Raw genomic sequence first — 26,560 nt, 5'->3', positions numbered from 1 at the left:
ATTAGAAAATTTTATTCGGAAATATAATTTTATACTCTACTCCCTTGTCGCTGATAAAATCGATATTGCCTTGTAGCTGATGTATTAGACCTTTGACTAATCGTAAACCTAATGATTCTGTAGCTTCAAAGTCAAAATCTTGGGCAAAACCGACACCATTATCACTGATAGTAAGTGTAAATAAATTTCCTTCTGTAGAGCAAAATTCAATACCAATTTCTCCTGGTTCTCTTTGGGGAAAGGCATATTTTAGGGAATTTGAAATCAGTTCATTGATAATCAAACCACAAGGAATAGCTGCATTAATGGCTAAAAAAACCTCCTCAACGTTCATTTTCAAGGTAATATTGCTGGAATTAACGTTGTATGAATAAAATAAATTAGTTACTAAATCTTGAATATAGTCGGCAAAATTAATCCTTGCCAAATCTTGAGATTGATATAGTTTCTCGTGGATCAGAGCCATTGATTCAATCCGGTTCTGGCTATCTTTGAATACCTCAAGGGCTTGATTGTCCTTGAGATACTCTGCTTGCAGGTTAAGCAGACTAGAAATAATCTGCAAATTATTTTTTACCCGGTGATGAATTTCTTTCAATAGCACCTCTTTTTCTTGAAGCGATGCTTTAATCTGCTCTTCTGCTTGTTTACGTTCTCGCCTCACTAGTGCCTCACGCAACTCGCGGGCAACAGCAGGGGTAAGTCGTGCTAGATTGCCTTTGATAATGTAGTCATGGGCACCAGCTTTCATGGCGGCGACTGCGGTATCTTCGCCAATAGTTCCTGAGACGATAATGAATGGTAAGTCAAGTCCACTTTCCTTAACCTGCTTCAATGCATCTGGGGCGCTAAAGGTGGGCATAGAATAATCACAGATCACGATATCCCATGTTTGCCCTGCGATCGCAGCTTTCATGGCTGTGGGTGTATCAATCCGTTCAAAGGTTACTTCGTAGCCACCACGTTGCAGTTCACGCAGCAGCAACAAAGCGTCGTCTTCTGAATCTTCAACAATTAATACGCGCAGTGGTATACCCATGTAATTCGTAATTCGTAATTAAGAAAGTCAGCCTTGCATCTCAATACCTCTGCCAATTTACGAGGGTTCAACGCCAGTGGAAACGGGATGAATACGTCCTAAAGAAGTAAGCTTGGCAAAAATCTGGGTTAATAAAATAGGCTCAGGGATTTCGGGAAGCATTTTTAACATTTCACGAACATATCGAAAACCACGATGGTAAGCCTTAAGGTCAATAATGCCAGAACCGGGATTGAGTTGCTGGAAATCAGCGAGAAGATGGTGGGATAAATTGACCATAAAAAATGCTAAATTAGAAGCATTAGTCACGGCAGTTTGGCTCAGGTTCATAAAATCTTCCAATCCCCAAAACTGCTTGGCATCCCTAAAATTAAACTCGATTTGGAAACGGAGTTTGTAATAGTCGATAATTTTTTCAAATGACAGAGTTAGGTCGCTAGAAAAAATAATTACATGGCTGCAAGCATTAGTTTTAAGATTGGTTTTGACCAAAATCACTACATTGAGAGCTTGGGCAAATTCTTTGTGAATAAGAGTGGCTTGATAAATATCAGTTTGAATATCATCCTCAATAGCACTTTTACATAAGTATTTGTCAGGTATATTACGATAGTCTAGCTTATCACCGTATTTACGACGAGAGCGCTTACTGGAGTCAGGATTTTCATAAGGGAAGTATAATGCTGAATCATGGCGCAATTTGGAAATTATCTGCAAGTTGACAAGACGTGCCATCTGCAAAGCATTGTTGTTACCAAAATGACCATCTACTACCAAGTAGGTGAGGGAAATAGAGTTAGCTAATAACTTGAATAGTGAACCAATCATTTTCTGAATTAGTATTAATTCAGATGTTAATATCACTTCCTTTTTATTTTTGTTTTTACTTCCTTTTGGTCGTCCACGCCCACGCTTTTCTTTTTTGTTTGGTTTTTCGATTGTCGAGGTACTTTTTGTTTGAGTATCTTTCTTTATTACCTGTTCTATCTGAATCGGAAACGAGTGCCTCTGTTCAACACTCACTAATGATAATACAAAGAAAGATAATCCTGATATCGGTTTATTGGCTAGGCTAGAAAAGAATCTATCTAATCCATAAGTCTTTTTACCCGATTTACTGACTACAACTTCATCTCCTGCAAGCAAATATACCTCATTCGCACGGAACAAATGCTTGCGGAAAAATAGCCAAAACAATGTAGCCCAAGGTATTACTGTATGAAAAAACCGCAACATCGTCCGATAACTACCACCAATGCCTGCCCAACGGGAAATTCCCAACATCGTGACTCGTCCGCTCATCGCTAACATAGCCAGGATTATCTGGTTCAATTGCCGCATCGTCGTAGCGTTTATCTGCGGTAGCAAGCATTGTAGCAGTGATAAGATATCGGACATGGGCTGATTGTAGTTTTTGAGTTGTCGTTGTGAGAGACAATAACTCTACTACATCGGCCCTCTCTCCTCATCCTCTTATTTTGGCTAAGGTATTGGCATCTATAACCTGATTTTGGAGGATTGCTAGAAGCTATATCCTTGGTGGTGATTCGTTTAAGACAAACCAGTACAATCCTAGTTGTCGCACTGCTTCACTGAATTGGGAAAAGTCTACTGGTTTCCGAACATAGCTGTTGGCTCCCAAGCTGTAACCATTGATTAAGTCTTGCTCCTCTTTGGAGGAGGTGAGAATGACGACGGGAAGGATTTTTGTCCTGTCATCGGCCCGCAGCTGTCGCAAAACTTCCAGACCATCCATTTTAGGCAACTTCAAATCTAGAAGGATGAGATTTGGCATAATGTTCATGTCGCGATCGGCGTAGACACCTTTACCAAAGAGATAATCTAGGGCTTCTACCCCATCGCGTGCCACCACCACCTCGTTCAAAATATTGTTTTTCTTAAGTGCGCGTAGGGTTAGCGCTTCATCATCAGGATTGTCTTCTACAAGTAAAATCATGTTTTATTCCTCTAGTTAAAGGGTGAAGTAAAATGTTGCGCCTTGCTCCACTGCGCTTTCAGCCCAGACACGGCCGCCATGACGGTGAATAATGCGCTGCACAGTAGCTAGTCCGATACCAGTACCTTCAAACTCAGTCATGGCGTGTAGGCGCTGAAAAGCACCGAAGAGTTTCTCGACATAGGCCATATCGAAGCCTGTGCCATCATCACGGACAAAATATACATCGGTGTTATCTTGCAGCAAAAGCCCAAATTCTATCCGTGCTTTTTGATGTTTTCCTGTAAACTTCCAGGCATTACCTAGCAGGTTTTCTAGCACGATCCGCAACAGATGAGCATCACCATTAGCAACCAATCCCGGCGCAATGACAAACTCTACTTGGCGTTCTGGTTGGGTTTTGTGCAACTCTGTAGCGATCGCCTCCACCAGTGCGCTGAGATCGACCTTTTCGTAACGCATCTCACTACGCGTCAATCGTGACAGATTTAGTAAATCATCAATGAGTTGTGCCATTCTCTGGGTGGCTGCACGCACTCGCTGGAGGTAGTTTTGACCTAATGCGTCCAGCTTGTCAGCATAATCTTCTAGAAGTGCTTGGCTAAAGCCGTCGATGCTCCGCAAGGGGGCGCGCAGGTCGTGAGACACAGAATAACTAAATGCTTCCATCTCTTTGTTAGTGGCTTCGAGTTGTGCTGTGCGTTCTGCAACTCGCTGCTCAAGCTGGACGTTCAGACGCAGAATCTCTGACTCCGCCTTTTTGCGCTCATTAATTTCAGTTTGTAATTCTTCGTTAGTGTTTCTTAGTTCAGCAGTCCGTTTGCTAATCTCTATTTCTAATTCATCACGAGCATTTTGCAAATAATTTTCCATCAGTTTGCGTTTGACGAGTTCCTGATTGGTAATCGTGGCTGCTAAACCGATGATCGCAGAAGCGATAATGCTGCCAAAAATAGTTAGCAAAGTTGTTTGATGAGCGCTGGCGTTCGCCTCCATTGACCGCTGTTTCAACAACTCTTTCTCTTCATTTTCCATATCTCTGGTCAGCATTCGGATGTCTTCCATAATCTGCTGACCCCGATCTGTCTGAATTATTTGCAGCGCTGACTCTAAATTTTTGCTCCTAGCGTTAATCGTCTGTTCAATCAAAACCAGTTTTTTGCTTATCAGGGGTTCAAGGCGATCGAGCTGCCGCTGTTGATTCGGATTATCCGCAGTCAATTGGCGCAGAGCCTGAAGTTTCTGAGCAATCTGTCCAGTTGCAGTGCGATACGGTTCCAGATACCGTTCTTTGCCCGTGAGAAGATAGCCTCGTTGTCCAGTCTCTGCATCTTTGATCTGTGACATTACTTCTTTTGTTTTTTCAAGCACTTCGCGTGTATGTGTTACCCTTTGAGCGTTTTCTCTATACTGAAGCAAACTAAGATATGAGATTATACCAACACTAGTCATAATTGCGACTGCTATTACAAAACTGCCTGTATTCTTTTTGTAAATAGCCCATTCCATTTTTTACCTTCCTAGTTGAAAAAGTAGCTGCTGACTAAAGTGGTAAAAACGGTGAGCCAGCTTTTTACGAGAGGCTGCGCTCATGAGACGCTCCACCCGCGATCGCTGCGTTAGTGCCGTTAGGATTGTCACGCGTTCCCATCTCTGAAAAATAAGGGTGACTGGCAGTCTCACTACTCGTCATAGTTTTAGTAACTGATACCAAGTTTCTTAACTTTGAGAGGCAATTAGCTCTAATAAAGGATATCTATAATAAGTTAATGATTGTGACCGTATATTTTCTGAGACATGACAAGGCAAATAAGAAATTTTGTTAAATAATTCAGTATATTTCCGCAGCTATTTTCACTTGCATAAATTACGTTAACATGCTATATCACATCAGTAATTGCACTTACAAACCTTTGCTTGTATTAGCTTGACATTAACCTGATCAATTAATACGTAGACTAGATAGAAACATCAAGTACTGCCAGTAACCTGAAAAATTTTGCATCGTTAAGGGATTGAGCCGAATGGCACTAAGAAAAGCCCAAAGACTTATTGTATCCTCGTTCCCAGCCTGGAGGCTGGGAACGAGTTTCGAGAGGATCTGCTTGATTATCATTATCTTTAAGGTTTTTCACAAATTAAAATAGGATATGAAACAGTATTGTAACGAGAGAATAACTTTGTCAAAAGTGGACTGAATTCTTAGGTAAATTCAATTATTAAACGAGGTAATGAAAAGTTTGGTTTACCGCCATGCCCAAGCGACCAAAACAAAACTCTGATCATGCACAACTGCGAGAGTTAGGTGTTAACCCTGATGAGTTATGAAAATGCGATCGCATCAGTCAACTGAAGCGAAACGAGCGGTTAGAAACCTCGTCTACATGAGCTTGTGTTGAGCATCTCGACTTCGCTCGATGGAGCCGAAGTCGAAATACAAAACCCACACTTCTCTACGAGACGCTGCGCGTAGCTTGCTTCCCCGGAGGGGTACGACATGGTTCGACTGCGCTCACCAGCCGCTCAGTGACCGCCTCCGTGGGTTTCAAACCCTTAATTTGACCTTAGTCCGCGGAGGCGGACTTTGCCTGTGTAGCCGCGAATTCTATTCCCTTGGCTACTCACAACGCTTGTAAAATCTCCTCATCTACAGAAAAATCAACATCAGCTTTGTCTTTTGCATTAGCCAAATAGTCATTTTCCAGAGAGTCTTGTAAACCAGAAATTAAATCATATTCAGGATGCCAGTTTAATTCTGTCTGCGCTTTATTCACCGAAGCAAAGAAATGCTGCACCCGCATAGGAAAAGCTTTGCGTTTGCCGAAATCAAACTTTTTCGGGTCGTAGTGGACGATTTTGACAGCATCGGGTGATTTGCCAGCCGCGACAGCACTAGCACGGGCTAAACCATCAAAAGTGACAAAGCGATCGCCAGAGATATTATAAATCTGCCCTACGGCTTGTTTATTGCCCAAAACCTTAGTCATTGCTTGTGCCAAGTCTTTTACATGACCTAGCTGCGTGATATGCAAGCCATTTCCAGGGATAGGAATGGGGCGATCGCGTACAATTCTGTCAAAAAACCAGCCTTCCAACTCATTATAATTACGAGGCCCGTAAATATAAGTAGGACGAATAGAAGTAAAGGGCAATCCCAATTGAGTCAAATAAGCTTCAGTTTCATGTTTACCCTTATGGCGACTTTTTGGATCTACAGCATCACCTTCTATGTGGGGCAGTTGGTCAGATTTGAGATAAACCCCCGCAGAACTCATATACACAAAATGTTGCACTCGGTCTTGAAAAATTTCTGCTAGTGGTTGAGTATCAGTAAGTTCGCGTCCGTTATTGTCAAAAATGACATCAAAGTTTTCTTGTGATAACTTTGCTTTTAATTGAGTAGCATCTGTGCGATCGCCTATAATTTGTCCTACTCCCTCTAAAGAAGGTGCTGGCCGATTCCCACGATTGAACAGCACTACCTCGTGTCCTTTTTCCACTAGTAGTTGAGTCAAATAGACACCAATGAATCGAGTACCACCCATAATCAGAATTCGCATAAATTCACCCTTTCTATATCAGTTTTCATCAAGGAATTGGGGACTAGGGACTAGGGAGACAAGGAGAATAACCCATACCCAATGCCTCATACATACCTCATGCCCAATCCCCANATCCCTAATCCCAATCTGAGATTATCAGGTTGCTGCATCCATCTGGAACCTCTGAGGGAAAGATTCCGTCTTATGTGNNNATCTGGGGCGCTTCCCATTAATTAATCACAAGGGGAAACTTTTCAGTTAACGTCATCAAGTTAGCCTTTGTATTTTCCACTTATTCAAGTTAGCTGTGCCCTTGAAATATGCTCTGGTTCATGAGTGGCTAACCCCCAAAGCCATAGGTGGTTCAGAACTCGTTGTACGAGAAATTTTGAATCACATTGATGCTGATTTGTATGCCCTCATAGATTTTGAATCCAGCAATAGAGAAAGTTATTTATACAAGCGTCAAATTGGCAAGACGTTTCTTCAGAACTTTCCCTATGCCCGCAACGGTATACAAAAATACTTGCCCTTGNNNCCCTTGGCAATTGAACAACTTGATTTGCGGCATTATGATGTAATTCTGTCTTCATCCCATGCTGTTGCCAAAGGAATCCTTACCACTCCCGAACAGACGCATATTTGCTACTGTCACAGCCCTATGCGCTATGCCTGGGACTTGACTTTTGATTATCTGCGCCACAGCAAACTGGGTAATGGTTTACCTGGATGGGTGACGCGATATTTATTACATCGCTTGCGCGAGTGGGATGTATTGAGTGCCAATCGTGTTGATTACTTCATTGCCAACTCGCAGCATACAGCTCGGCGGATTTGGCGTTGCTATCGGCGAGAAGCAACAGTCATTTACCCACCAGTGAATATTGCAGAATTTCCGTTTCTGTCTGAAAAAGAGGACTTTTATCTGACAGTTTCCCGGTTAGTGAGTTACAAGCAAATATCGTTGATTGTCAAGGCTTTTAATCAACTAAAACGACCATTAGTAGTCATTGGTACAGGAGATGAAATGAACAAGATTCGCGAGATGGCAAACTCAAATATCCAAATACTCGGTTGGCAACCCGATAATGTGGTAAAAAAATATATGTCTAAGGCTAAGGCGTTTGTGTATGCAGCTTGTGAAGATTTTGGTATTGCCCTAGTAGAAGCACAAGCTTGCGGCACGCCAGTAATTGCTTATGGTGCAGGGGGTGCTTTAGAAACAGTGCGAGATATCCGCTCTGATGCGGATACAGGGACAGGTATATTTTTCAATACGCAAACCGAGGCGGCTTTGGTGGAGGCAGTAGAAAAGTTTGAAATGTATGAGGGTTCGTTCAATTCCGAGTATATGCGATCGCACGCCGCGCAGTTTTCACCGCAAATCTTTGCAGATCGTTATCTAGATTTTGTAAACAAGTGCAACGAAAAAAACCATTTTTCCAATGATGGTCTTGATTAACGTCTAATTTTTTTAGGCTTTTGGCAATTTCCACCAGAAGCATCTCATTTTGGCTTTAATATTGGGACTATGTGTGGTGTGGATTATTAAGGAGTATGATGACTGCCCAGAGCTCACTCCTCTCCGGCAAGCGAGGCGTAAGGCAAGACACTAGAGCGTCTACGCGTTTCTTAAAACGCGGTCAAAAAACAAAGACGCCAAAAGTTAAGCCCAAAGGTTTATCTTTTCAGGGTTTAAACGGAGAGTTAGCCAAACGACTGTTCGATATAGTGTTTTCGCTGTCGGTATTAATTTTGTTCTTCCCCGTCTACTTAATTTTGACCTTGCTGATTGCCTTTAGCTCAGAAGGACCAATTTTTTATGTCCAGGAACGGGTAGGGAAAAATTACAAAGCGTTTAGTTGTATTAAATTCCGAACAATGGTAAGCAATGCGGACGAAATCCTCATGCAAATGATGGAAACATCACCCGAATTGCGGCAAGAATTTGAGAGCAGTTTTAAGCTGAAACAAGACCCCCGGATTACCAAAATTGGTCGATTTTTGCGAATTACTAGCTTAGACGAATTTCCCCAGTTCTGGAACGTTTTAAAAGGGGACATGAGTGTAGTCGGTCCCCGACCCCTAGTAGCAGAAGAACTGCCAAAATACGGTTGTCACATTGACGAGATTTTAACAATCCGTCCAGGAATTACTGGTTTGTGGCAGGTATCTGGGCGTAATGACATTCCCTATCCTCGGAGAGTGCAAATAGACCTGCATTATGTCAAATTTAGAAATTTCTGGCTTGATTTATGGATCATCTTGAAAACTGTTGATGTGGTAATTTTACCCAAAAATAACGGCGCATACTGAGTAACTACTTAGGGTGGATTCTGTGGGGCAGTTAATGCCCCTAAATACAAATTTCCCCTCAAGCTAAAGGATTGCTCATTTTTGTTTCTATAATTTGTGCTTTTGTACTTATATTCAGACTTCTGTAAGTGTCGATATTTGGCACTTTTGCCAGAAGTCTAATTTGAAATGACTATTTTATTAAGTCTTCATAAAAATAATCTTGAGCTATCTAAATGTTGAACTTACGTGCTAGATTACTTTTTTTTAAGTATATTTATTTACGGAAAAAGTCTTATAACCACAAGAACTCGTAGGTTTCCCATTAGGCAATTCAGCAATTAGTTGCTAGGTTGTATCAGATTGGCTGTAAATTTTTAATCAAAGACAATAAGGGATAATTGGAGTATGACGCAACAGAAGCGAGCGTTGATTACTGGTATTACTGGACAAGATGGTTCATATCTAAGTGAGTTTTTGTTGGAACAAGGTTATGAAGTTCATGGCATCATTCGCCGGACTTCTACCTTCAACACAGACCGTATCGACCACATTTACGAAGACCCCCACAAAGAGGGAGTACGGTTGTTTCTTCACTACGGCGACTTGACAGATGGTACAACCTTACGGCGTATTTTAGAAGAAGTAAAGCCAGTAGAAATTTACAACCTCGGCGCTCAATCCCACGTCAGAGTAAGCTTTGATTCACCAGAATACACAGTAGATGCGGTAGGAATGGGGACATTGCGTCTGTTGGAAGCAATTCGAGACTACCAGCATCGTACCGGAATTCAGGTGCGATTTTACCAAGCGGGTTCTTCAGAAATGTACGGTTTAGTACAAGCAATACCTCAAACTGAGACAACGCCCTTTTATCCCCGCAGTCCCTATGCCTGTGCGAAAGTTTACGCTCACTGGCAAACTGTAAATTATCGTGAATCTTATAATTTATTTGCTTGTAACGGTATACTTTTTAATCACGAGTCACCACGGCGGGGTGAAACCTTTGTAACCCGCAAAATTACTAGAGCCGTGGCTAGTATTGTTGCTGATAAGCAGAAAAAGATTTACATGGGTAATCTAGATGCCAAGCGAGATTGGGGCTATGCGAAAGATTACGTTAAAGCAATGTGGTTGATGTTGCAGAAAGACCAGCCAGACGATTACGTAATTTCTACTGGTGAAACCCACTCGGTACGGGAGTTTTTGGAACTAGCATTTAGTTATGTGAATCTTAATTGGCAAGATTATGTAGAGTTTGATGAGCGTTACCTCCGTCCATCTGAGGTAGAGTTGTTGATTGGCGATTCCACCAAAGCACGGCAGAACTTGGGCTGGACACCATCAGTAACCTTTGAAGAACTAGTTTCCCTAATGGTAGAAGCAGACTTACAAGCATTGGGTCATACTTCACCCAATGGAAAAGGTTCGCAATTTCCAGATGATATTGCGACTATTCGTCAAACACTGGGCGCTTTGCACTTCTGATTCGCATCACAGAGGATAAAATATGACCGCCTTAGAACTAAAAAATAAACGCATTCTCGTCACTGGTGGGTCGGGGTTTCTAGGCCGTCAGGTGATAGATCAACTGTGTAAAGCAGGAGCCGATCGCGATAAAATTACAATACCGCGATCGCGCGATCAGGATTTGCGTATCTGGGAAAATAGCCAACTTGCAGTTGACCAGCAAGACATAATCATACATCTAGCAGCTCATGTCGGTGGCATCGGTTTGAACCGCGAAAAACCAGCAGAGTTATTCTACGATAACTTGATCATGGGAACCCAGCTAATTCATGCTGCTTACCAAGCTGGAGTAGAAAAATTTGTTTGTGTTGGCACAATCTGTGCATATCCCAAATTTACTCCAGTGCCATTCAAAGAAGACGATCTTTGGAATGGCTACCCAGAGGAAACCAACGCCCCTTACGGAATTGCCAAAAAAGCACTTTTAGTTCAATTGCAATCTTACCGTCAGCAGTACGGTTTTAATGGTATTTACCTACTGCCAGTAAATTTATATGGCCCAGAAGATAACTTTGACCCTGGAAGTTCTCACGTCATTCCAGCATTAGTTCGCAAAGTTCACGAAGCCCAAATTAATGCAGAAAAGCAACTTGCAGTTTGGGGTGATGGCAGTCCCACCCGTGAGTTTCTGTATTCAGAAGATGCAGCACGGGGGATTGTGATGGGGACTCAATTCTATAACGAATCGGAACCAGTTAACTTGGGAACCGGTTATGAAATCTCCATTCTTGATTTAGTAACTCTAATCTGCGAATTGATGGAGTTTAAGGGGGAAATTGTGTGGCAAACTGATAAGCCTAATGGTCAACCCCGCCGCTGTTTAGATACTGAACGGGCCAAGCAAGCCTTTAATTTCACGGCTCAGGTAAGCTTTGAGCAAGGGCTAAAGAATACCATTGAGTGGTATCGTCAACACGCTGCATAACAATGTACTGCTGAATGTAGAGTGATACAAGCTGGGCGATGCCCAGCTTATTTTTTTGAATATTTTTATTTATATGGACAAAGTTAATCATCAGCTAAATAAAGTAGAACTGCGCCGCACTCTACTTAAAAGACGTAAATCAATGTCCGTTGGAGAATGGAGAGAAAAAAGCGATCGCATTTGCTCTCATTTACAAAACTCTACTTTGTTTACCCAAGCAAAAACAATACTCGCTTATTTCAGCTTTCGCCAAGAACCTGACCTCAGTCCTTTATTTGCCAACACCAAATACCGTTGGGGATTTCCTCGCTGCGTTGATAAATCCTTATGTTGGCATATTTGGACACCGAATGATTCTGTCCAAAACGGTGCTTATGGCATTGCTGAACCACATCCCGACGCTCCCATCTTAGATGCTGGCGAAGTAGATTTGATTCTTGTCCCCAGTGTAGCTTGCGACTATCAAGGATACCGTTTGGGCTATGGTGGGGGATATTACGATCGCTTGTTCAGTCTACCGCAGTGGCAGACAAAGCCGACTATCGGAATTGTCTTTGATTTTGCCTATTTGTCCCAAATACCTATTGAACCTTGGGATAAACCACTACAAGTTATTTGTACGGAAACCGGATTGACTCGAAAAGGTTGAAGCATTCAGGATAATGAAGACATCTCATAAAATGTTTTATGACTAATCCAACGTCATCTACCACTGAGCAGGAAACAATAATTGACGAGATTATCGCAACGAGCCTCCAAGCTCAACAAAAAAACGGCCCAGACCTCCGTCAAATTCATAGCAAAAGTCATGGACTCCTTTGGGGAGAGTTTATTATTGAAGCCAATCTTCCTGAAGACCTGAGAGTAGGTTTATTCAAAACGCCCCAAACCTATCCTGCGTGGATTCGTTTATCTAGCGGTGGTTCGCCTCAAAAGCGTGGTAAATTCAACTCCGATAGCCAGCCTGATGTTCGCGGTATTGCCATTAAGGTGATGAATGTGGACGGGCAAAAAGTCCTGGATGATGAAGAAAAAACCCAAGATTTTATACTTAACAATTATCCTATTTTCTTGACTAAAGACGTTCGTGATTACGCCGATCTTTCTCAAGCAGGTAGTGGACAACTTTCCCCAGAACGGCTGGAAGAACTTGGTTATGCCTTTGCTATCTTGCAAAAAATTGGTAGCAAAAAGATAGGAAATCCACTTTTGATTCAATATTGGAGCATGGCTCCGTTTAAATTTGGCGATCGCATTGTAAAATTATCTGTAAAATCTCAACAACCGGAACAAGCACCAGAAACACTTCCAGAATCAGAAAATTACCTTCGAGAAACGCTGGTCAAATATTTGACTGAAGAAGGTCGAGAAGCGTCTTTTGACTTTTTAATTCAGTTTTATTTAGACGATGATAAAACGCCGATTGAAGACCACGTTCAGGAATGGCAAGAAGCAGATTCACCATTTATTAAAGTTGCAACTGTCCGCATTCCCAGTCAGAAATTTGACTTTGAAGAACGCAAACGCTTAGATGAGGGTATATTGTTTTCCCCTTGGCATACACTCCTAGACCATGAGCCTGTTGGAAGTGTAAATCTTTCTCGCAAGAGGCTTTACAGCGAACTTGCAAAGTATCGAAGAGAACAAATTGCCCAACGATCGCGGGAACCACAACCTTATATAGCGGTTGAAGATTAACTACTGTGAATTGGCTAAAAACTGCAAGATAAACCTTTGAAAACTGTGTGTACAACATCAGACTTTCTACCAATTAAATCTAATTAGTAAAAATTGAAATACCAAGATTACCGACTTTTAAAATAAGTCAGTAATCTTGGTTTAATGAATAAACAAATGATAGGTTAGAATAAAATTAAGCAAATTCTCAAGTAAAGCCATGTCTGACTCAGTTCAGTATGTCACTAACGCAGAGGGAAAAAAAGTTGGAGTACTGTTAGATTTAGAAACTTATCAACAGCTAACTAACTTATCTGTAGATTCGGAATTATTGATTGGTTTAAATCTAGATGAGTTGCAAGCCTTGGCAGAAAGTTATTTATCTCCCAAAGCTCAGATACAGTTACAGGAATTATTAGTTAAAAATTCTGACAATGATTTGTCAGATGACGAAACTGAAACCTTAGACAGATTATTGACACAGGTTGATCAATTAAATATTCTTAAAACCAGAGCTAGATATACCTTAAATATTTTTCAAAATAAACAGCAACTAGCGTGAGTGTTTACATTCCTGTTGAATTAAAAAAGGAAATTCGTAATTATTTTGCTGATTGTTGTGCTTACTGTCGCACTGCTGAAGCTTTAACAGTCACTACCTTTGAATTTGAGCATATCATTCCCTTGTCTGCTGGAGGGAAAACTGTATTTGAAAATCTATGCTTGGCTTGTCCATCTTGTAATCGTTATAAAGCAACTCGCCAAACAGCAATTGACCCTAATACTCAGAATGAGGTTAAATTATTTAATCCACAACAACAACTGTGGGCAGACCATTTTACTTGGAGTGAAGATGCTACAGAAATTGTAGGACTTACAACCATTAGTAGAGCAACAATTTATACTTTAAAAATGAATCGTCTGCAATTAACTCGTGTGCGGAAAATGTGGGTGGAAATGGGTGAGCATCCACCAAATATTTGAGCAAGTGCAAAATATTGAAAGCAAGTTGTAATAAATATTTAGAGAACTGGGAAATTTATTAATCAAATGCTGAACTGGAAAAAATCACGATCGCAGATTCTACTAATGTATGCAGTGTTGGGAGCGATCGCCCTGTTGATGCTCTTTCCTTTACTATGGCTAATTAGTACAGCCTTGAAATCACCTACGGAAAATATTTTTCAGTCGCCGCCACAGTTGCTACCGAGTCAACCGACACTAAATAACTTCTCTAGTGTGTGGAATTCTCTACCGTTTGGACAATACTTGTATAACAGTACCTTGGTATCAATACTGACTGTAGGCTTAAATCTGCTGTTTTGCGCTTTAGCGGCCTATCCGTTGGCAAGATTGTCGTTTGTGGGGCGAGACTGGATTTTTATAGCGATCGTCTCTACGATTATGATTCCCTTCCAAATCGTGATGATTCCCCTTTATATTCTGACAGTCCAGATGGGTTTGAGAAATACTTATTTAGGGATGATTTTTCCGAGTTTAGCTTCTGCCTTTGGGATTTTTTTGTTGCGCCAAGCTTTCATGAGTGTCCCCAAAGAAATAGAAGAAGCCGCCCGGATGGATGGCAGCTCAGAGTTAGGATTATGGTGGCATATTATGTTACCAGCAGTTCGCCCTGCATTGGTAACTTTAGCTATTTTCGTATTCATTGGTGCTTGGAGTGACTTTTTGTGGCCTTTAATTGTCATCCAAGACGAAAATTTATACACTCTTCCTTTGGGAGTCGCCAAGCTAGCAGGTACATTTTCTCTTGACTGGCGCTTGGTAGCTGCTGGCTCAGTAATTGCGATCGCTCCAGTATTAGTACTATTTTTATTTTTACAACGTTACATTGTACCTACAGAAACAGGTAGCGGCGTCAAGGGTTGAGACCCAATTCAATAGACTTCTTGCATGAATCAATGAGCTTTCACCCAAAATCCCTCTCCCAAGCTTGGGAGAGGGATTTTGAAATTGTCTCCCCTTCTCACAAAATTGGGAGAAGGGGTTGGGGGATGAGGGCTAGTTTTGCATTCGCGCAAGAGGTCTAATAAGCACCAGTCTTTTTAAATACCACCCAGATAGTTTTAATAATCAGACTCAGGTCATAAGTTATAGACCACTTACGTTGATAATCCATATCCATTTTCACAATGGTTTCAAAGTCTGTAATACTGGAACGCCCATTAGCTTGCCATTCTCCGGTAATGCCTGGTTTGACTCGCAATCTATCCCAGTGGTGTGGATCGTAATTACTGACTTCATCAGGAGTAGGTGGACGAGTACCAACTAAACTCATGTCCCCTAATAAAACATTCCAAAATTGAGGGAATTCATCCAAGCTAGTACGCCGCAAAAATTTACCAACAGGAGTAATGCGAGGATCGTCAACAGATTTAAAAATGTGACCTTTGGCTTGGTTCTCAACCAAATGCTTGAGTTTATCAGCATCGACTATCATGGAGCGGAATTTCCAGATGCGGAAAGTTTTTCCGTTTAAACCACAGCGAATTTGGGAATAAAATATTGGACTTGGTTCATGAATAAAAGTAGCAATTGCTACGGGAATTGCTATCATAAATGTAACAATCAGCCCCACAATTGCTCCAACAATGTCAATTAATCGTTTTCTCACGCTTAAAGTTGACGGGTGTGAAGGCTGTTGCAAACAATTAACTGAATAAAGATAAAGATTATTCACAAGGGCTAACTTAGTTTTATAACAGGAATTTTTACATTAGTAGTGTAGACATGATTGTTGGGCGATTTTTACTACTGTTGTCGTTACTACCGAGTGTTAATATACACAAATTTTAGCCGATGTAAAAACCAAAAACCAAAAATTTACAGAATCTTTCAATTCAAGTGATAGATTGTAAATTTACGGTATTTTATCCACTTAATAAAAACTAATAAAAAGATACTACTATCGTACATATCCCAAAAATTACTGTGCTGAAGTACTAGTAGTAATTCGCAAAATTCCAAATGCTTATGATCATGAGCATTTGGAATTTTGAGTAGTATTCTTATTTCTAGCGCAATCTACTAGTACAACACGGCGGAAATAAACCAATCATTCTAAATCAACAAAACCCTTATGCTGGATTCATTTTTAATTTTTAATTTTTAATTTTTAATTCCGCCTTGCGGTACTAGTCTCAACGATCAACCTCTAAGGCAAAATTCACCGTATATGGTTCCTCTAGTGATTGCTGATTACTAGCCTTAATTGCATCTAGATAACGACGCAAAGATAACAATTGTTGAGAATTGGGACGATAAGTGAGACTCCCTTGTTTTTCAAAAAGTGGTGCTGTGGCGATCGCCTGATAGTCAGGATTTTCTTGCGAACTCTGGGTAAGCCAGGTTGATTCTGTGACTGAAGGTATCAAACCGGAAGGCAGTTCACCTTCCAAAAAAGCCAGCAGCCTTTGCTGACAAATGCGAGTATTGATCCCACGACCCTCAAATAACTGGATAACTTCACCGAAAGATAAGGGACGCTCTGGTAGCAGTCGCAACAATTCTGTAAACAAGAAATAATCAGTGTATTGTTGCCTGGGTATATCTAAAATCTGGGGATGCAGAGGCAGCATCGCCAAACCATAAGCAACCCGACTGCAATTGGGAGCGCCGTTTTCGCCGAGATATAAATCTTGAATAATCTTAGTGCTGGGAAGTTTTTGCCGTAACCAGCGGTTCACCGTCCCGACACAAGCCACTCCACCAGTCAGGATAGCTTGATTAATGGCTTCTGTGGGGATGCCACGAGCTACCAATAACTTGTTGAGTTCTCGGTTCAGGCGGCGCACAAAGGGGATAAATACTTGGCTTTCTAAGTCTCGTCGCTGCAAAACCCACCGCTGATCGGCTAATTCTAGGGTAAAAGAGTCTTGGTGTTGCAAAATCAGCTTTAGGGCTAACGCCGCATCTAATACCGCCTGTCCTAGCAGAGAACTTTCTAGACGCTGTTGGAGGCGAATTCGAGCGGTGATATCTGGTTCTCCGACTCTAGGTAGTTCTAATTCTTCCAACCCTAAAGTCTGCCAACGCATTTGGTCTAAACCGGGAATTGACGGTTGCCATTGCCAAGGATTACTCGTGGAAGTTTTGCTATCGCTTGGTGTTTCTAGGCGTGATTGCCGAGATTTCGGTGGCAATAGCAGCTGGCAAATTATATCTTGTTCAATTCCTTTGCCAGCATAAGCAAAACTATGGAGCATGAAATCACTATATGTCAACTGCTGCAAGGTTTCTGGTAGATTTACCAGCAACATTTCTGTGGCAGTTGTCCCAATGTTAATCACAAGGGTGTTGCCAACAATGGGATGTTCGCTAGTTTTTGCTGGATGAGAACCTTGAGCATCGCTTAGTTTTACTTGCTCACCATTAATAGCATCGAGTTCCGGGAGTAGACTAGCGATCGCTTCTTCGACAAAAAAGACTTGCTGCGGATGTTGAATAAGTTTGCTAGTGAGTAAAGCTTCCCGCACGTTAAAGCGGTATTGTTCCGACCAGCTAGATGGACAGGTACAAATTACACCAGCAATATTATTGATAATCTGCGGAAAATCTTGTTCGCCAATCCCAACAGCGGCAGCCATTAAACTAGGGGTGGTACTTGTTTTTTCGGATTTGAGGGTTAATAGTAACTTAGAGAGCGATCGCACAACCCAAATCAAAGGCCCTGCCGAAAATTCGTTTAATTGCAAAACAGGTTCCCATTTCTGTCGTTCGCTCTTGTAGGGAATGGCTACTTGTAAGTAAGGCTTCAACTGCGCCGAGTAGAGATTATTTTTCGTCGGATCTGCTGTCGATTTTGGTGTTGTAGAAGTGGTAGCCGAGCGATCGGGTGCTTTATCTTGGGCAACAGCCGCAGGTGCTGTCTGCTCATGTGCTTCGATAGTTTCGTTTTCACCGTGAGGTACAGAGGCAATAGGCAGATAAACCTCTGTTGGTAAACGAAACGATTGCTGAAAGGAGCTTGTTCCCGGCGGATTTTCTGCTGACCAGTAGATAGGATGTACAACAAAAGTCGAGCGATTTAATAATGCGGCGGAAATTCCTGTTGTACCTAAATCAATTCCTAAATACCAGACTGATTCTAGAATATTGGGCGAAACTTCTGGATTATTTATGGAGTTGGCAATTGGAGGTAGAGAACTTTCTGGAGTAGGAGTTGTGACTTCCTTTTTTTTTTCAGTTTCTACCTGGGGAACTGCCAAACTGGAGAAAGCAGCTGATGTATTCTCTGCTATTTGGGGATTTTCAAGGGGAGTTGTGGGGATTGTGTCTTGAATGCTATCAAGTAGTTCCGAGAAAACATCCAAGTTGCGATCTGGCTGCGACTCAGAATTTAGCTGCCGATCGAAATTAGCCAAATCCCGATCTAATTGCTGCAACTGTTCTTCATCTAAAGAAATATCTGGTACGGTTGGAGACTGGTTTAACTCAATAGAAAGTAAGTTTTCTTGGGGTGAAGCAGCAATGTAGTTATCTGAAGACAGTTCGGAGCGATCGCTGTTAATTAATACTTCCGATGTGGCGATATCTTCGCTAGGCTCTGCCAACGCAATATCTGCTACTTCTGGAGTCACTGGTGCTGTGGTTATGGCATCATCCACAAAAGATGACACTTCCAACAGTTGCAGTTCACTATCGGTATCAGGCAATAGGTCATTTGCTGTAGTTATGGCATTATCTACAGAAGATGAGACTTCCAGCAATTGCAGTTCACTATCGGCATCAGGCAATAAGTCAGTTAGGGTATTAATTGTATCAACGCTATCTGGTTGAGTGCCGATTTGTGGCAAACTGTCTATTTGTGGAGTAGAGAAGCTAAGAGGTGAATTTAGGTCATTATCTTCTTCAAAAAATAGTTCTTCCTGTGGCTCTGATGAATCTTTGGTTTCGCCTAAAGTCTCTTGGGCTGAAAGACCCGTATCCGTTGTCAAAATCGCAGAATCCACGGTTGGAGAGACAGGCGGGGTCTGGGCGATATTCAACGGAGATGGAGAGGCTGTGGAAGCAGATAATTCATTTGTGGGAACATCGAGGCTGGGATGATTAACATCACCAGCATCAAACAAACTGGCGTAAAGTTGGTCTACTTCATCACCAATTGCCGCAGAAATATCTTCCGGTAATTCGGTCGGGGTTTGAGAATATTCAGATGAGTCTACACCAAGCTGCAACAGCACTGCATCTAGATCCTCCGTGAGGTTAGTTTCCTGTTGCTCAATTGTGAGTGGAGATAAAGTTTCTGGCTGGATAAGCTCCAAGGATTGGGGTGCAACTCTAGCAGCAATCTCGGCTGGTTCAGTCAATGATGGTAGTGTCTCAGATTCCTCTCCCAGGAAAAATGACTGCGAACTAGGTGATTCTTGTTGCAAATGCTGGGTTAAATTGTTGACAAAGCTGGCCATCAGCTGTTCGCCCTGCATTCCCTTGCTATGCATTCTTGCCAGTGCTTGGGACAGAGATTCGTAATAAGTATTAATGTTACGCTGTAGTGCTTCAAAGACTACATTCACCGTTCCATCTAGTGATAATAGGCGTTGATCCAACTCCCTAGCTAGCTGGGTTAAGCGCTCCACATCGTCAGAGGATTCTAATAAAGATTGATTAGCAGAGGTTGCGTAATTAGTTCCTCCTGAAGAACTGGCGGAATTTTCTCTGGTCTGTCCAATCAGTGGTGTTAAAGTCGGCACAAGGCGACTCATGAGTACCTGTAAAAACTCGGTAATCATTTGTTCCTGGTTTGTCAACTGCTGCGCTAAGGAGTAGTTTTGCAATCGCTTTTGTTCTAGTTGCCGAATTTCTTGTATGAGACTGGCTCGTTCTTGCAAAAGCAATTCTAATTCCGATCGCAACGGCTGAATCAATCTCGAAAATTCATTATTTAATTGTCCTGCGCCAACAGTACTCGCTTCCTGACTGAGTTCGGGCTGCGGTAGTGGATACTGGTTGTTACTACGATCAATAAATTTTGTTAACAAAGGCGATCGCGGATCTTCAGAAGACTGATTTGGGATGCTGCTCTCTAATGCTTCTTTTTCTTGTAACCTCACCAAGAAGTCGCGAATTCGCTCTAAAACTTCTTTAGGCTCTTGCGCCTGACCAGACAGAAATCTAGACAGGCGCTTGCCACCGCTGGCAAGTAAGTTGTCAATGTCTGCGATCAGCTTTTGAATTTCATCTGTACTAAAAGTCACTTTTCTACCTTATATATAAATCTATGTAAACTCATGTGAACAATTACTTTACAATCACCGTAACCCTATGGGGATTTTGGTACGTGTAGTGTCACCATAGAAGAAGTTTTGAGTGGCAAGAGCCGCTGCTTGGACTTGTGACTGTCATTATGTTATGGATTACTGGGAGTCGTGGCAATCTTCAATCATCGAAGAAAACAAGGAAAAAAGTTTCTCTTTGCCTCCCCCATCCCCTTGTCTCCCCCTCTCCTTGTCCTCTTCAGACAGCCTTTGCTCGAAAAGCGTAATTTTGCAGGTCATTGGTCGCCTATTTTTTAAAATCGCTAAAATACCTGAGCAATAATTTACTCCCTTTAGTATCATTAATGTTGTTTGCCTATATTCATAACTAATCAAGTTTGCAGTACAGCTAGCCCCTAAGCAATACAACCGCAGGCTATAAACTACTTTTTGCAAAACTTTTACCCCGTTTAAACTTATAGGTAAAGATTATTTAGAAAAACTTCTTGTCGCTTTCTTGTGTAGCATAGTTTAGTTTTTTCTTTGAAAGGGAGCTGTGCAATGATAGCTTAGGCTACAAATGGCGCTCCTGTTTTTTATGTGTACATAGCAGCTTGAATTAAAGATGTCGTAATGGAAGATCGATATAGCTTGCAAGCACAGGCTAATTCCTGGATGATCGCCTCCGCTCCCTTTTTTCAAGGGTTGCCAGAAACTGCTGTGGAAACAGCCCTCACCCATCTTGTTACCCGCACTCACCCAGCCAATCAGGTGATTTTACTGGAAAATGACTGGGGTGGTTCTGTGTATTTTATTATGGACGGATGGGTAAAAATTCGCACCTACAATCTGGAAGGAAAAGAGGTAACGCTGAATATTATTGGCAAAGGTGAATTGTTTGGTGAAATGGCGGCGCTAGATGAAGCACCTCGATCCACCGATGTGATTACCTTGGCCCCAACGGTAATTGGTAGTATGCCTGCTCAGGATTTTGTCAAGTTACTTCAGATAGAACCCTTGGCGGGAGTTCGATTGGCGCAACTCATGGCACGACGTTTGCGGCAAGTAAATCGCCGATTGCGGTTGCGGGAATCTGATAGCCAGTCAAGGGTAGCAGATACGTTGTTATTTTTGGCAGAAGGACAGGGAAAAAAAGGACAAACCGGAACCGAAATCCCCAATTTACCTCATCGGGAATTGAGTAGCTTGAGCGGACTGGCGCGGGAAACGGTGACACGAGTATTGACAAGGCTNAGAAAAAAAGGCTTGATTAAACGGGATCAAGACACTATTTGTATTCCCGATTTGTCAGCCTTAGAAAGAATGATCGTTTAAAAACTTGTCAGATATGAGTATTTTAGATTCTCTCCCAGATGAACCGGAAGAAGATCCATCCCCTGAATCTCCAACTCCTCAGAACCATTGGCTAGATAAAGAACAGCAGTTAATGCCTCCTCAAATCAAGGCAGATGCGCCCTTGAGGATGGTGGAAACGGCATTTTTAGCCAGTGCCGCTAGCTTAATTTGGTTTATTAATTTTTACTTTCCTTTGGGCCCAGTGTTGCGGATATTTTTTCCAGTGCCGATCGCTCTAGTCTATCTGCGTTGGGGTAAACGTGCGGCATGGATGGCAGCACTCACCTCTGGGTTACTGCTGACGGTATTGATGGGGCCAGCCCGCAGTTTGCTGTTTGTCATGCCCTACGGGTTCATGGGCGTTCTTTTGGGCGCTACGTGGTGTCGTCGTCTTCCCTGGATTGTTTCTATCACTCTGGGTACGCTGTTGGGTACTTTGGGAGTTTTTTTTCGGCTGTGGTTGTTGTCTGTTTTGTCGGGTGAAGACTTATGGATTTATGTGATAACCCAGGTGACTGAGTTCATTGAGTGGGTATTTTTTAACTTGAGTTTGTTGGCGAGTCCCAGTGTATTTTTGATTCAAGTGGGAGCGATCGCTTTAATTCTACTCAACAACTTTATCTACCTTTTTGTGGTGCACCTGGCAGCATGGTTGCTTTTTGACCGTCTGGGCAACCCGATCCCCCGCCCACCACACTGGGTACAAGTCCTCATGGATTATGAAGGATAGTCATTTGTCACTTGTACTGAGCGAAGTCGAAGTATTTGTCATTTGTCATTAGTTAAATGATGAGTCCTAACTAATAACCAATGTTCCATGCCCAATTCCCAAATTAGTATTTATACTCAAAAAGAACTAGGTGAACAATGGCTGCAAAGGTATCGTGGTTGTTTACCAGTATTTGCTTGTGTTTTAGGATTTACTGAAACTGCTTTAATTCCAGGTATTTCAGCAGCTGGTCGCACTCCAGAGGATCGGAAATATACAGCTTGTGCCGATGCCGAGTTTTTGTATTACGGCCCAGAACATAAAGCCCAATATCCCCTACCACCATTGACCGCTGGGGCTTCACCTGTGCTGATTTCTCGCGCTGTATTTGAGTCACTAAAGATACCAATTCATTTATTTAATGCTGGTTTACCCCAAGCTCCTGCTGTGCCAGTAATTGATTTGGGTGGCGCTCCTGCTAAGTGTTTAAGTCAAGGGTCTGCTATGGAAATTACAACAGTACACCACTTGTTTGAACAAGGGCTACTTTGGGGAGAACGCCTAGCCGCAAATATTCAACAGGGGTATTTGATTCTCGGTGAGTGCGTCGTCGGAGGTACTACAACTGCCCTGGCAATCTTAACAGGTTTAGGTATAGATGCTGCCGGAAAAGTTAACAGTAGCCACCCTGTTTGTAACCACGCGCAAAAGTGGGCACTAGTGCAAGCTGGACTGGAGAAGATGAGGGAGAGCAGGGTGCAGGGGAGGCAGGGGGAGATAAACTTCCAATCTCAAATCCAAAATCCAAAACTTGCACTGAGCGAAGTCGTTGGCGCAGCCTCTCGTAGAGAAGTATCTAAAATCCAAAATTCTGTAGATCCCTTACAACTCGTCGCCGCCGTGGGCGATCCGATGCAAGTGGTGGTAGCTGGAATGGCGATCGCTGCTAGCCGGAGTTGTGGCGTAATGCTGGCTGGAGGGACGCAAATGCTGGCGGTTTATGCGTTGATGAGTGCGATCGCTCAAGCTTACGCCTTATCATGGCAACCAGAAGCAGTCGTTGTAGGCACAACCCGCTGGGTGGCTGAAGATCCTACTGGCGCTACAGTTGATTTAGTCCTCAACTTAGGAAAAAGCAGCTTAACTCAGAGTGGAAGAACCCCTTCTCTATTAGCAACTCATCTGAGCTTTGCTGATTCTCGTCATCCTCAACTGAGAGCTTATGAGCAGGGCTTTGTCAAAGAAGGTATGGGTGCTGGAGCCGCTTGCATAGCCGCCCATCTTAGCCAAGATTGGCAGCAACACCAACTTTTGGCAGCCATTGAAGCCCAAGTTGAACGGCTAAGTATTGCCTTGAACGTTTAGTGAACGATATACTAACGCAGACCGAAAAAAACGGTAGAGCAATTAATACTCTACCGTTTTCTAATTTTCTATTTGAGATTTAAATCTCAAACCCTAAATCTTACTCAACACCTTGGGGTAACAATTCCCGACGCTGTTGAGAACTAACTTGCACAACCCCATTTTCATCCACATCAACAAGGGCTGTATCGCCATCTTTGATACGACCAGACAGAATTTCTTCTGCTAGGCTATCTTCTAACAGGCGCATAATTGCCCGACGTAATGGCCTTGCGCCGTAGCTGGGACTGTAACCTTCTTGGATCAAACGATCCTTGAAGCGGTCTGTGACTTCTAAGGTGATACCCTTTTCCGTCAGACGACCAAATACTTCCTTGAGCATAATTTCGGCGATTTGGGTCACTTCCGGCTTGTTCAACTGACGGAAGACGATAATTTCATCGAGTCGGTTGAGGAACTCTGGACGGAAGTACTGTTTGAGTTCTTCGTTGACCAAAGAGCGAATCCGGTTGTAAGTTGACTCGCTGGCATCTTCGGAGAATTCAAAGCCGATACCGCTACCGCCTTTTTCAATTACCTTAGAACCAATATTGGAAGTTAAAATCAGCAAGGTGTTCTTGAAGTCTACCGTGCGACCTTTGGCATCAGTTAACCGACCGTCTTCCAAAATTTGCAGCAGCATATTGAATACATCGGGGTGGGCTTTTTCGATTTCGTCGAATAACACCACGGTGTAAGGACGCCGCCGCACGGCTTCGGTTAGCTGACCACCTTCGTTATAGCCAACATAACCTGGAGGGGAACCAATCAGCTTACTGACGGTGTGACGCTCCATGTATTCGGACATATCTAAGCGGATCATCGCTTCTTCGGAACCGAAGAAGTAAGCAGCTAAGGATTTCGCCAACTCGGTTTTACCTACACCAGTAGGCCCAGAGAAGACAAAGCTAGCTATGGGTCGGTTGGGATTTTTCAAACCAACACGAGCGCGACGAATTGCTCGTGAAACTGCTTTCACAGCTTCATCTTGACCAATTAAACGCTGATGCAAGGTGTCTTCCATGTGCAGCAGCTTTTCAGATTCAGATTCGGTGAGTTTGTTCACCAGTACTCCAGTCCAGGAAGCGACAATGTGAGCAATGTCTTCTTCTGTAACTACAGGTTCTTCACCTTCTGTGCCAGTTGCATTGGTCTTGCTTTGAGCGATCGCTCGGATTTCGGCTTTGATTTCCATTTCGCGATCGCGCAATTCTCCAGCTTTGTCAAAGTCTTGAGAGCGCACCGCGTCATCTTTTTCTTTTAATATCTGACGCAGTTCTTTATCTAGCTCTTTGGCTGCGGGTGGCAGCTGGGAATTAATCAAGCGCACTCTAGAACCAGCTTCATCAACTAAGTCGATGGCTTTATCTGGGAGGAAGCGATCGCTAATGTAACGATCTGACAATTTCGCCGCCGCTACCAATGCTTCGTCAGAGATTTTCAGTTTGTGGTGTTGCTCGTAGCGTTCGCGCAAACCATATAAAATTTCAATTGTTTCATCAACTGTAGGTTCACCAACCATTACTGGCTGGAAACGTCGCTCTAGCGCTGCATCTCGCTCGATGTGCTTCCGGTATTCATCTAGGGTTGTAGCACCGATGCACTGCAACTCACCTCTGGCCAAAGCTGGCTTGAGGATATTCGCTGCGTCAATAGCACCTTCGGCTGCACCTGCACCAATTAAGGTGTGTACCTCATCAATCACGAGAATGACATTACCCGCCGAGCGGATTTCATCCATGATTTTTTTCAAGCGTTCTTCAAATTCACCCCGGTACTTGGTTCCTGCTACGAGCAAACCAATATCTAAAGTGACGACGCGTTTATCTTCGAGGATGTCAGGGACATCTTTGGTGGCAATGCGTGAAGCTAAACCTTCAGCGATCGCAGTTTTACCAACCCCTGGTTCCCCAATCAGCACTGGGTTATTTTTGGTTCGGCGACCCAATATCTGAATCACTCGCTCAATTTCCTTGGCGCGTCCCACCACTGGATCGAGCTTATTGTCAATCGCCATCTGGGTCAGGTTTGAACCAAATTCATCCAGAGTCGGGGTTTTTGTGCGCCCAGATGAACCGCCTGGTGAAACTTCGGCAGTTTCTCCCAACATCCGAATGACTTGGGTTCTTACCTTAGATAGATCCACACCGAGGTTTTCTAGCACCCTGGCTGCGACGCCTTCCCCTTCGCGGATTAGGCCCAACAGCAGATGCTCGGTGCCAATGTAGTTATGCCCCAGTTGGCGTGCTTCTTCCAAGGAAAGTTCTAAAACTCGCTTCGCCCGTGGCGTAAACGGAATTTCCACGGCAACAAAGCCCGATCCCCGTCCTATAATTTTTTCAACTTCAATTCGGGCATCTTTGAGATTGACGCCCATTGATTTCAGCACCTTAGCAGCCACTCCAGTGCCTTCGCCAATCAGACCCAGGAGGATCTGCTCGGTTCCGACAAAGTTGTGACCTAAACGGCGGGCTCTTCTTGGGCCAGCATGATTACCTTAATGGCTTTTTCTGTGAAGCGCTCAAACATGGCTTTATCCCATCATCTGCGGTCGTGCCGAGTATGCTGATTTTAGCACAGGCAAAGCTTTTGGATGCCTGTATAACAGATTATAGACATCCTGAACCTATGACTTGAGTTGATGGGCTAATTGTTAACTATTGACTACTTTTATCTTGCTAGTATACTGAGGAGCTTTAGTTCACCAGCTTTTTTGGGATTTATTATAAATAGTTGACTGTTTAAATTAGGGTTTTTTGACTCAATCCCAAACACTTATACTTAACATATATTTTTATTAATATCAAGCAAAAGTAGTTTATATATGTTTTATTTATTTAAATATTTTTTTAGATAAAATATTTAAATAAATAATAGTGCGGCAAAGTTGCATTTTTTTGCTGAAGCCGATC

20 protein-coding genes and 1 pseudogene are annotated in these 26,560 nt (G+C 42.7%); 12 read left to right on the top strand and 9 right to left on the bottom strand.

Features of this window, described 5'->3' with window-relative positions; genetic code table 11:
• Position 1 precedes the first annotated feature (1 nt).
• The 6 genes from QUD05_RS08750 to QUD05_RS08725 all read right to left on the bottom strand — a co-directional run bounded on the left by QUD05_RS08750 (position 2) and on the right by QUD05_RS08725 (position 6,556).
• Positions 2-1,039 (bottom strand): sensor histidine kinase, encoded by a 1,038-nt coding sequence (locus QUD05_RS08750; RefSeq protein ID WP_289795721.1) that lies wholly within the window; start codon positions 1,037-1,039, stop codon positions 2-4.
• Positions 1,040-1,096: 57 nt separating this feature from the next.
• A complete protein-coding gene (locus QUD05_RS08745) occupies positions 1,097-2,437 on the bottom strand; it encodes a transposase (RefSeq protein ID WP_289794346.1) in 1,341 nt (446 codons plus the stop codon).
• A gap of 130 nt (positions 2,438-2,567) precedes the next feature.
• Positions 2,568-2,996, bottom strand: a complete 429-nt coding sequence (locus tag QUD05_RS08740; protein ID WP_289795720.1) for a response regulator — start codon at positions 2,994-2,996, stop codon at positions 2,568-2,570.
• A gap of 15 nt (positions 2,997-3,011) precedes the next feature.
• Positions 3,012-4,448 carry a sensor histidine kinase gene (locus QUD05_RS08735; RefSeq protein ID WP_289799925.1) on the bottom strand — a complete coding sequence of 479 codons (1,437 nt, stop codon included), beginning with the start codon at positions 4,446-4,448 and terminating at the stop codon, positions 3,012-3,014.
• 60 nt (positions 4,449-4,508) lie between these two features.
• Positions 4,509-4,637, bottom strand: a complete 129-nt coding sequence (locus QUD05_RS08730; protein WP_289795719.1) for a hypothetical protein — start codon at positions 4,635-4,637, stop codon at positions 4,509-4,511.
• 980 nt (positions 4,638-5,617) lie between these two features.
• The gene (locus tag QUD05_RS08725) at positions 5,618-6,556 is read right to left on the bottom strand and encodes an NAD-dependent epimerase/dehydratase family protein (RefSeq protein ID WP_289795718.1); all 939 of its coding nucleotides are present in this window, start codon (positions 6,554-6,556) and stop codon (positions 5,618-5,620) included.
• A gap of 289 nt (positions 6,557-6,845) precedes the next feature.
• On the opposite strand from QUD05_RS08725, the gene QUD05_RS08720 reads away from it, so the two are divergent.
• The 9 genes from QUD05_RS08720 (at position 6,846) to QUD05_RS08680 (ending at position 14,852) form a co-directional block, all read left to right on the top strand.
• Entirely contained in the window at positions 6,846-8,000 is a 1,155-nt protein-coding gene (locus QUD05_RS08720) for a glycosyltransferase (protein ID WP_289795717.1), read from the top strand.
• A gap of 98 nt (positions 8,001-8,098) precedes the next feature.
• Positions 8,099-8,854 (top strand): undecaprenyl-phosphate galactose phosphotransferase family protein, encoded by a 756-nt coding sequence (locus tag QUD05_RS08715; protein WP_289799924.1) that lies wholly within the window; start codon positions 8,099-8,101, stop codon positions 8,852-8,854.
• A gap of 387 nt (positions 8,855-9,241) precedes the next feature.
• Positions 9,242-10,321, top strand: a complete 1,080-nt coding sequence (gene gmd, locus QUD05_RS08710; RefSeq protein ID WP_289795716.1) for a GDP-mannose 4,6-dehydratase — start codon at positions 9,242-9,244, stop codon at positions 10,319-10,321.
• A gap of 22 nt (positions 10,322-10,343) precedes the next feature.
• Positions 10,344-11,288, top strand: a complete 945-nt coding sequence (locus tag QUD05_RS08705; RefSeq protein WP_289795715.1) for a GDP-L-fucose synthase family protein — start codon at positions 10,344-10,346, stop codon at positions 11,286-11,288.
• A 73-nt stretch (positions 11,289-11,361) separates the two neighbouring features.
• Positions 11,362-11,937, top strand: coding sequence for a 5-formyltetrahydrofolate cyclo-ligase (locus QUD05_RS08700; RefSeq protein ID WP_289795714.1), 576 nt, complete (start codon positions 11,362-11,364; stop codon positions 11,935-11,937).
• A 38-nt stretch (positions 11,938-11,975) separates the two neighbouring features.
• Positions 11,976-12,986, top strand: a complete 1,011-nt coding sequence (locus tag QUD05_RS08695; protein WP_289795713.1) for a catalase family protein — start codon at positions 11,976-11,978, stop codon at positions 12,984-12,986.
• Positions 12,987-13,185: 199 nt separating this feature from the next.
• Positions 13,186-13,527: a hypothetical protein gene (locus QUD05_RS08690; protein WP_289795712.1), complete on the top strand. Its 342-nt coding sequence runs from the start codon at positions 13,186-13,188 to the stop codon at positions 13,525-13,527.
• The gene (locus tag QUD05_RS08685) at positions 13,524-13,949 is read left to right on the top strand and encodes an HNH endonuclease (RefSeq protein ID WP_289795711.1); all 426 of its coding nucleotides are present in this window, start codon (positions 13,524-13,526) and stop codon (positions 13,947-13,949) included. The genes QUD05_RS08690 and QUD05_RS08685 overlap by 4 nt, the downstream gene beginning before the upstream one ends.
• Positions 13,950-14,015: 66 nt before the next feature.
• Positions 14,016-14,852, top strand: a complete 837-nt coding sequence (locus QUD05_RS08680) for a carbohydrate ABC transporter permease (RefSeq protein ID WP_289795710.1) — start codon at positions 14,016-14,018, stop codon at positions 14,850-14,852.
• A 157-nt stretch (positions 14,853-15,009) separates the two neighbouring features.
• On the opposite strand, the gene QUD05_RS08675 is transcribed toward QUD05_RS08680, so the two are convergent.
• On the bottom strand, positions 15,010-15,663 hold the full coding sequence (locus QUD05_RS08675) for a sugar transferase (protein WP_289795709.1): 654 nt from the start codon (positions 15,661-15,663) through the stop codon (positions 15,010-15,012).
• Positions 15,664-16,123: 460 nt separating this feature from the next.
• Entirely contained in the window at positions 16,124-20,179 is a 4,056-nt protein-coding gene (locus tag QUD05_RS08670; RefSeq protein WP_289795708.1) for a hypothetical protein, read from the bottom strand.
• Between the two features lie 633 nt (positions 20,180-20,812).
• Here QUD05_RS08670 and QUD05_RS08665 point away from each other — a divergent pair.
• From QUD05_RS08665 to QUD05_RS08655, 3 genes are all read left to right on the top strand, one after another.
• Positions 20,813-21,514 carry a Crp/Fnr family transcriptional regulator gene (locus QUD05_RS08665; protein WP_289795707.1) on the top strand — a complete coding sequence of 234 codons (702 nt, stop codon included), beginning with the start codon at positions 20,813-20,815 and terminating at the stop codon, positions 21,512-21,514.
• 13 nt (positions 21,515-21,527) lie between these two features.
• Positions 21,528-22,265 carry a DUF2232 domain-containing protein gene (locus tag QUD05_RS08660; protein WP_289795706.1) on the top strand — a complete coding sequence of 246 codons (738 nt, stop codon included), beginning with the start codon at positions 21,528-21,530 and terminating at the stop codon, positions 22,263-22,265.
• Between the two features lie 87 nt (positions 22,266-22,352).
• Entirely contained in the window at positions 22,353-23,609 is a 1,257-nt protein-coding gene (locus tag QUD05_RS08655) for a nicotinate-nucleotide--dimethylbenzimidazole phosphoribosyltransferase (RefSeq protein WP_289795705.1), read from the top strand.
• Positions 23,610-23,709: 100 nt separating this feature from the next.
• Here QUD05_RS08655 and QUD05_RS08650 read toward each other — a convergent pair.
• Positions 23,710-26,177 (bottom strand): annotated as a pseudogene (locus QUD05_RS08650) (ATP-dependent Clp protease ATP-binding subunit).
• Positions 26,178-26,560: the final 383 nt, after the last annotated feature.

The sequence above is a fragment of the Nostoc sp. GT001 genome (genome assembly GCF_030382115.1).
GTDB lineage: Bacteria > Cyanobacteriota > Cyanobacteriia > Cyanobacteriales > Nostocaceae > Nostoc.
Note: the sequence above shows the minus strand (reverse complement) of the source record. Positions and strands in the feature narration are given on the sequence as shown.

Bases quoted from the DNA above. Each gene is read 5' to 3' on its own strand.
- QUD05_RS08695 (WP_289795713.1), top strand. From the start codon at position 11,976: ATGACTAATCCAACGTCATCTACCACTGAGCAGGAAACAATAATTGAC.
- QUD05_RS08740 (WP_289795720.1), bottom strand. From the start codon at position 2,996: ATGATTTTACTTGTAGAAGACAATCCTGATGATGAAGCGCTAACCCTA.
- QUD05_RS08735 (WP_289799925.1), bottom strand. From the start codon at position 4,448: ATGACTAGTGTTGGTATAATCTCATATCTTAGTTTGCTTCAGTATAGA.
- QUD05_RS08750 (WP_289795721.1), bottom strand. From the start codon at position 1,039: ATGGGTATACCACTGCGCGTATTAATTGTTGAAGATTCAGAAGACGAC.
- QUD05_RS08700 (WP_289795714.1), top strand. From the start codon at position 11,362: ATGGACAAAGTTAATCATCAGCTAAATAAAGTAGAACTGCGCCGCACT.
- QUD05_RS08655 (WP_289795705.1), top strand. From the start codon at position 22,353: ATGCCCAATTCCCAAATTAGTATTTATACTCAAAAAGAACTAGGTGAA.
- QUD05_RS08690 (WP_289795712.1), top strand. From the start codon at position 13,186: ATGTCTGACTCAGTTCAGTATGTCACTAACGCAGAGGGAAAAAAAGTT.
- gmd (WP_289795716.1), top strand. From the start codon at position 9,242: ATGACGCAACAGAAGCGAGCGTTGATTACTGGTATTACTGGACAAGAT.
- QUD05_RS08680 (WP_289795710.1), top strand. From the start codon at position 14,016: ATGCTGAACTGGAAAAAATCACGATCGCAGATTCTACTAATGTATGCA.
- QUD05_RS08745 (WP_289794346.1), bottom strand. From the start codon at position 2,437: ATGTCCGATATCTTATCACTGCTACAATGCTTGCTACCGCAGATAAAC.
- QUD05_RS08725 (WP_289795718.1), bottom strand. From the start codon at position 6,556: ATGCGAATTCTGATTATGGGTGGTACTCGATTCATTGGTGTCTATTTG.
- QUD05_RS08715 (WP_289799924.1), top strand. From the start codon at position 8,099: ATGACTGCCCAGAGCTCACTCCTCTCCGGCAAGCGAGGCGTAAGGCAA.
- QUD05_RS08660 (WP_289795706.1), top strand. From the start codon at position 21,528: ATGAGTATTTTAGATTCTCTCCCAGATGAACCGGAAGAAGATCCATCC.
- QUD05_RS08705 (WP_289795715.1), top strand. From the start codon at position 10,344: ATGACCGCCTTAGAACTAAAAAATAAACGCATTCTCGTCACTGGTGGG.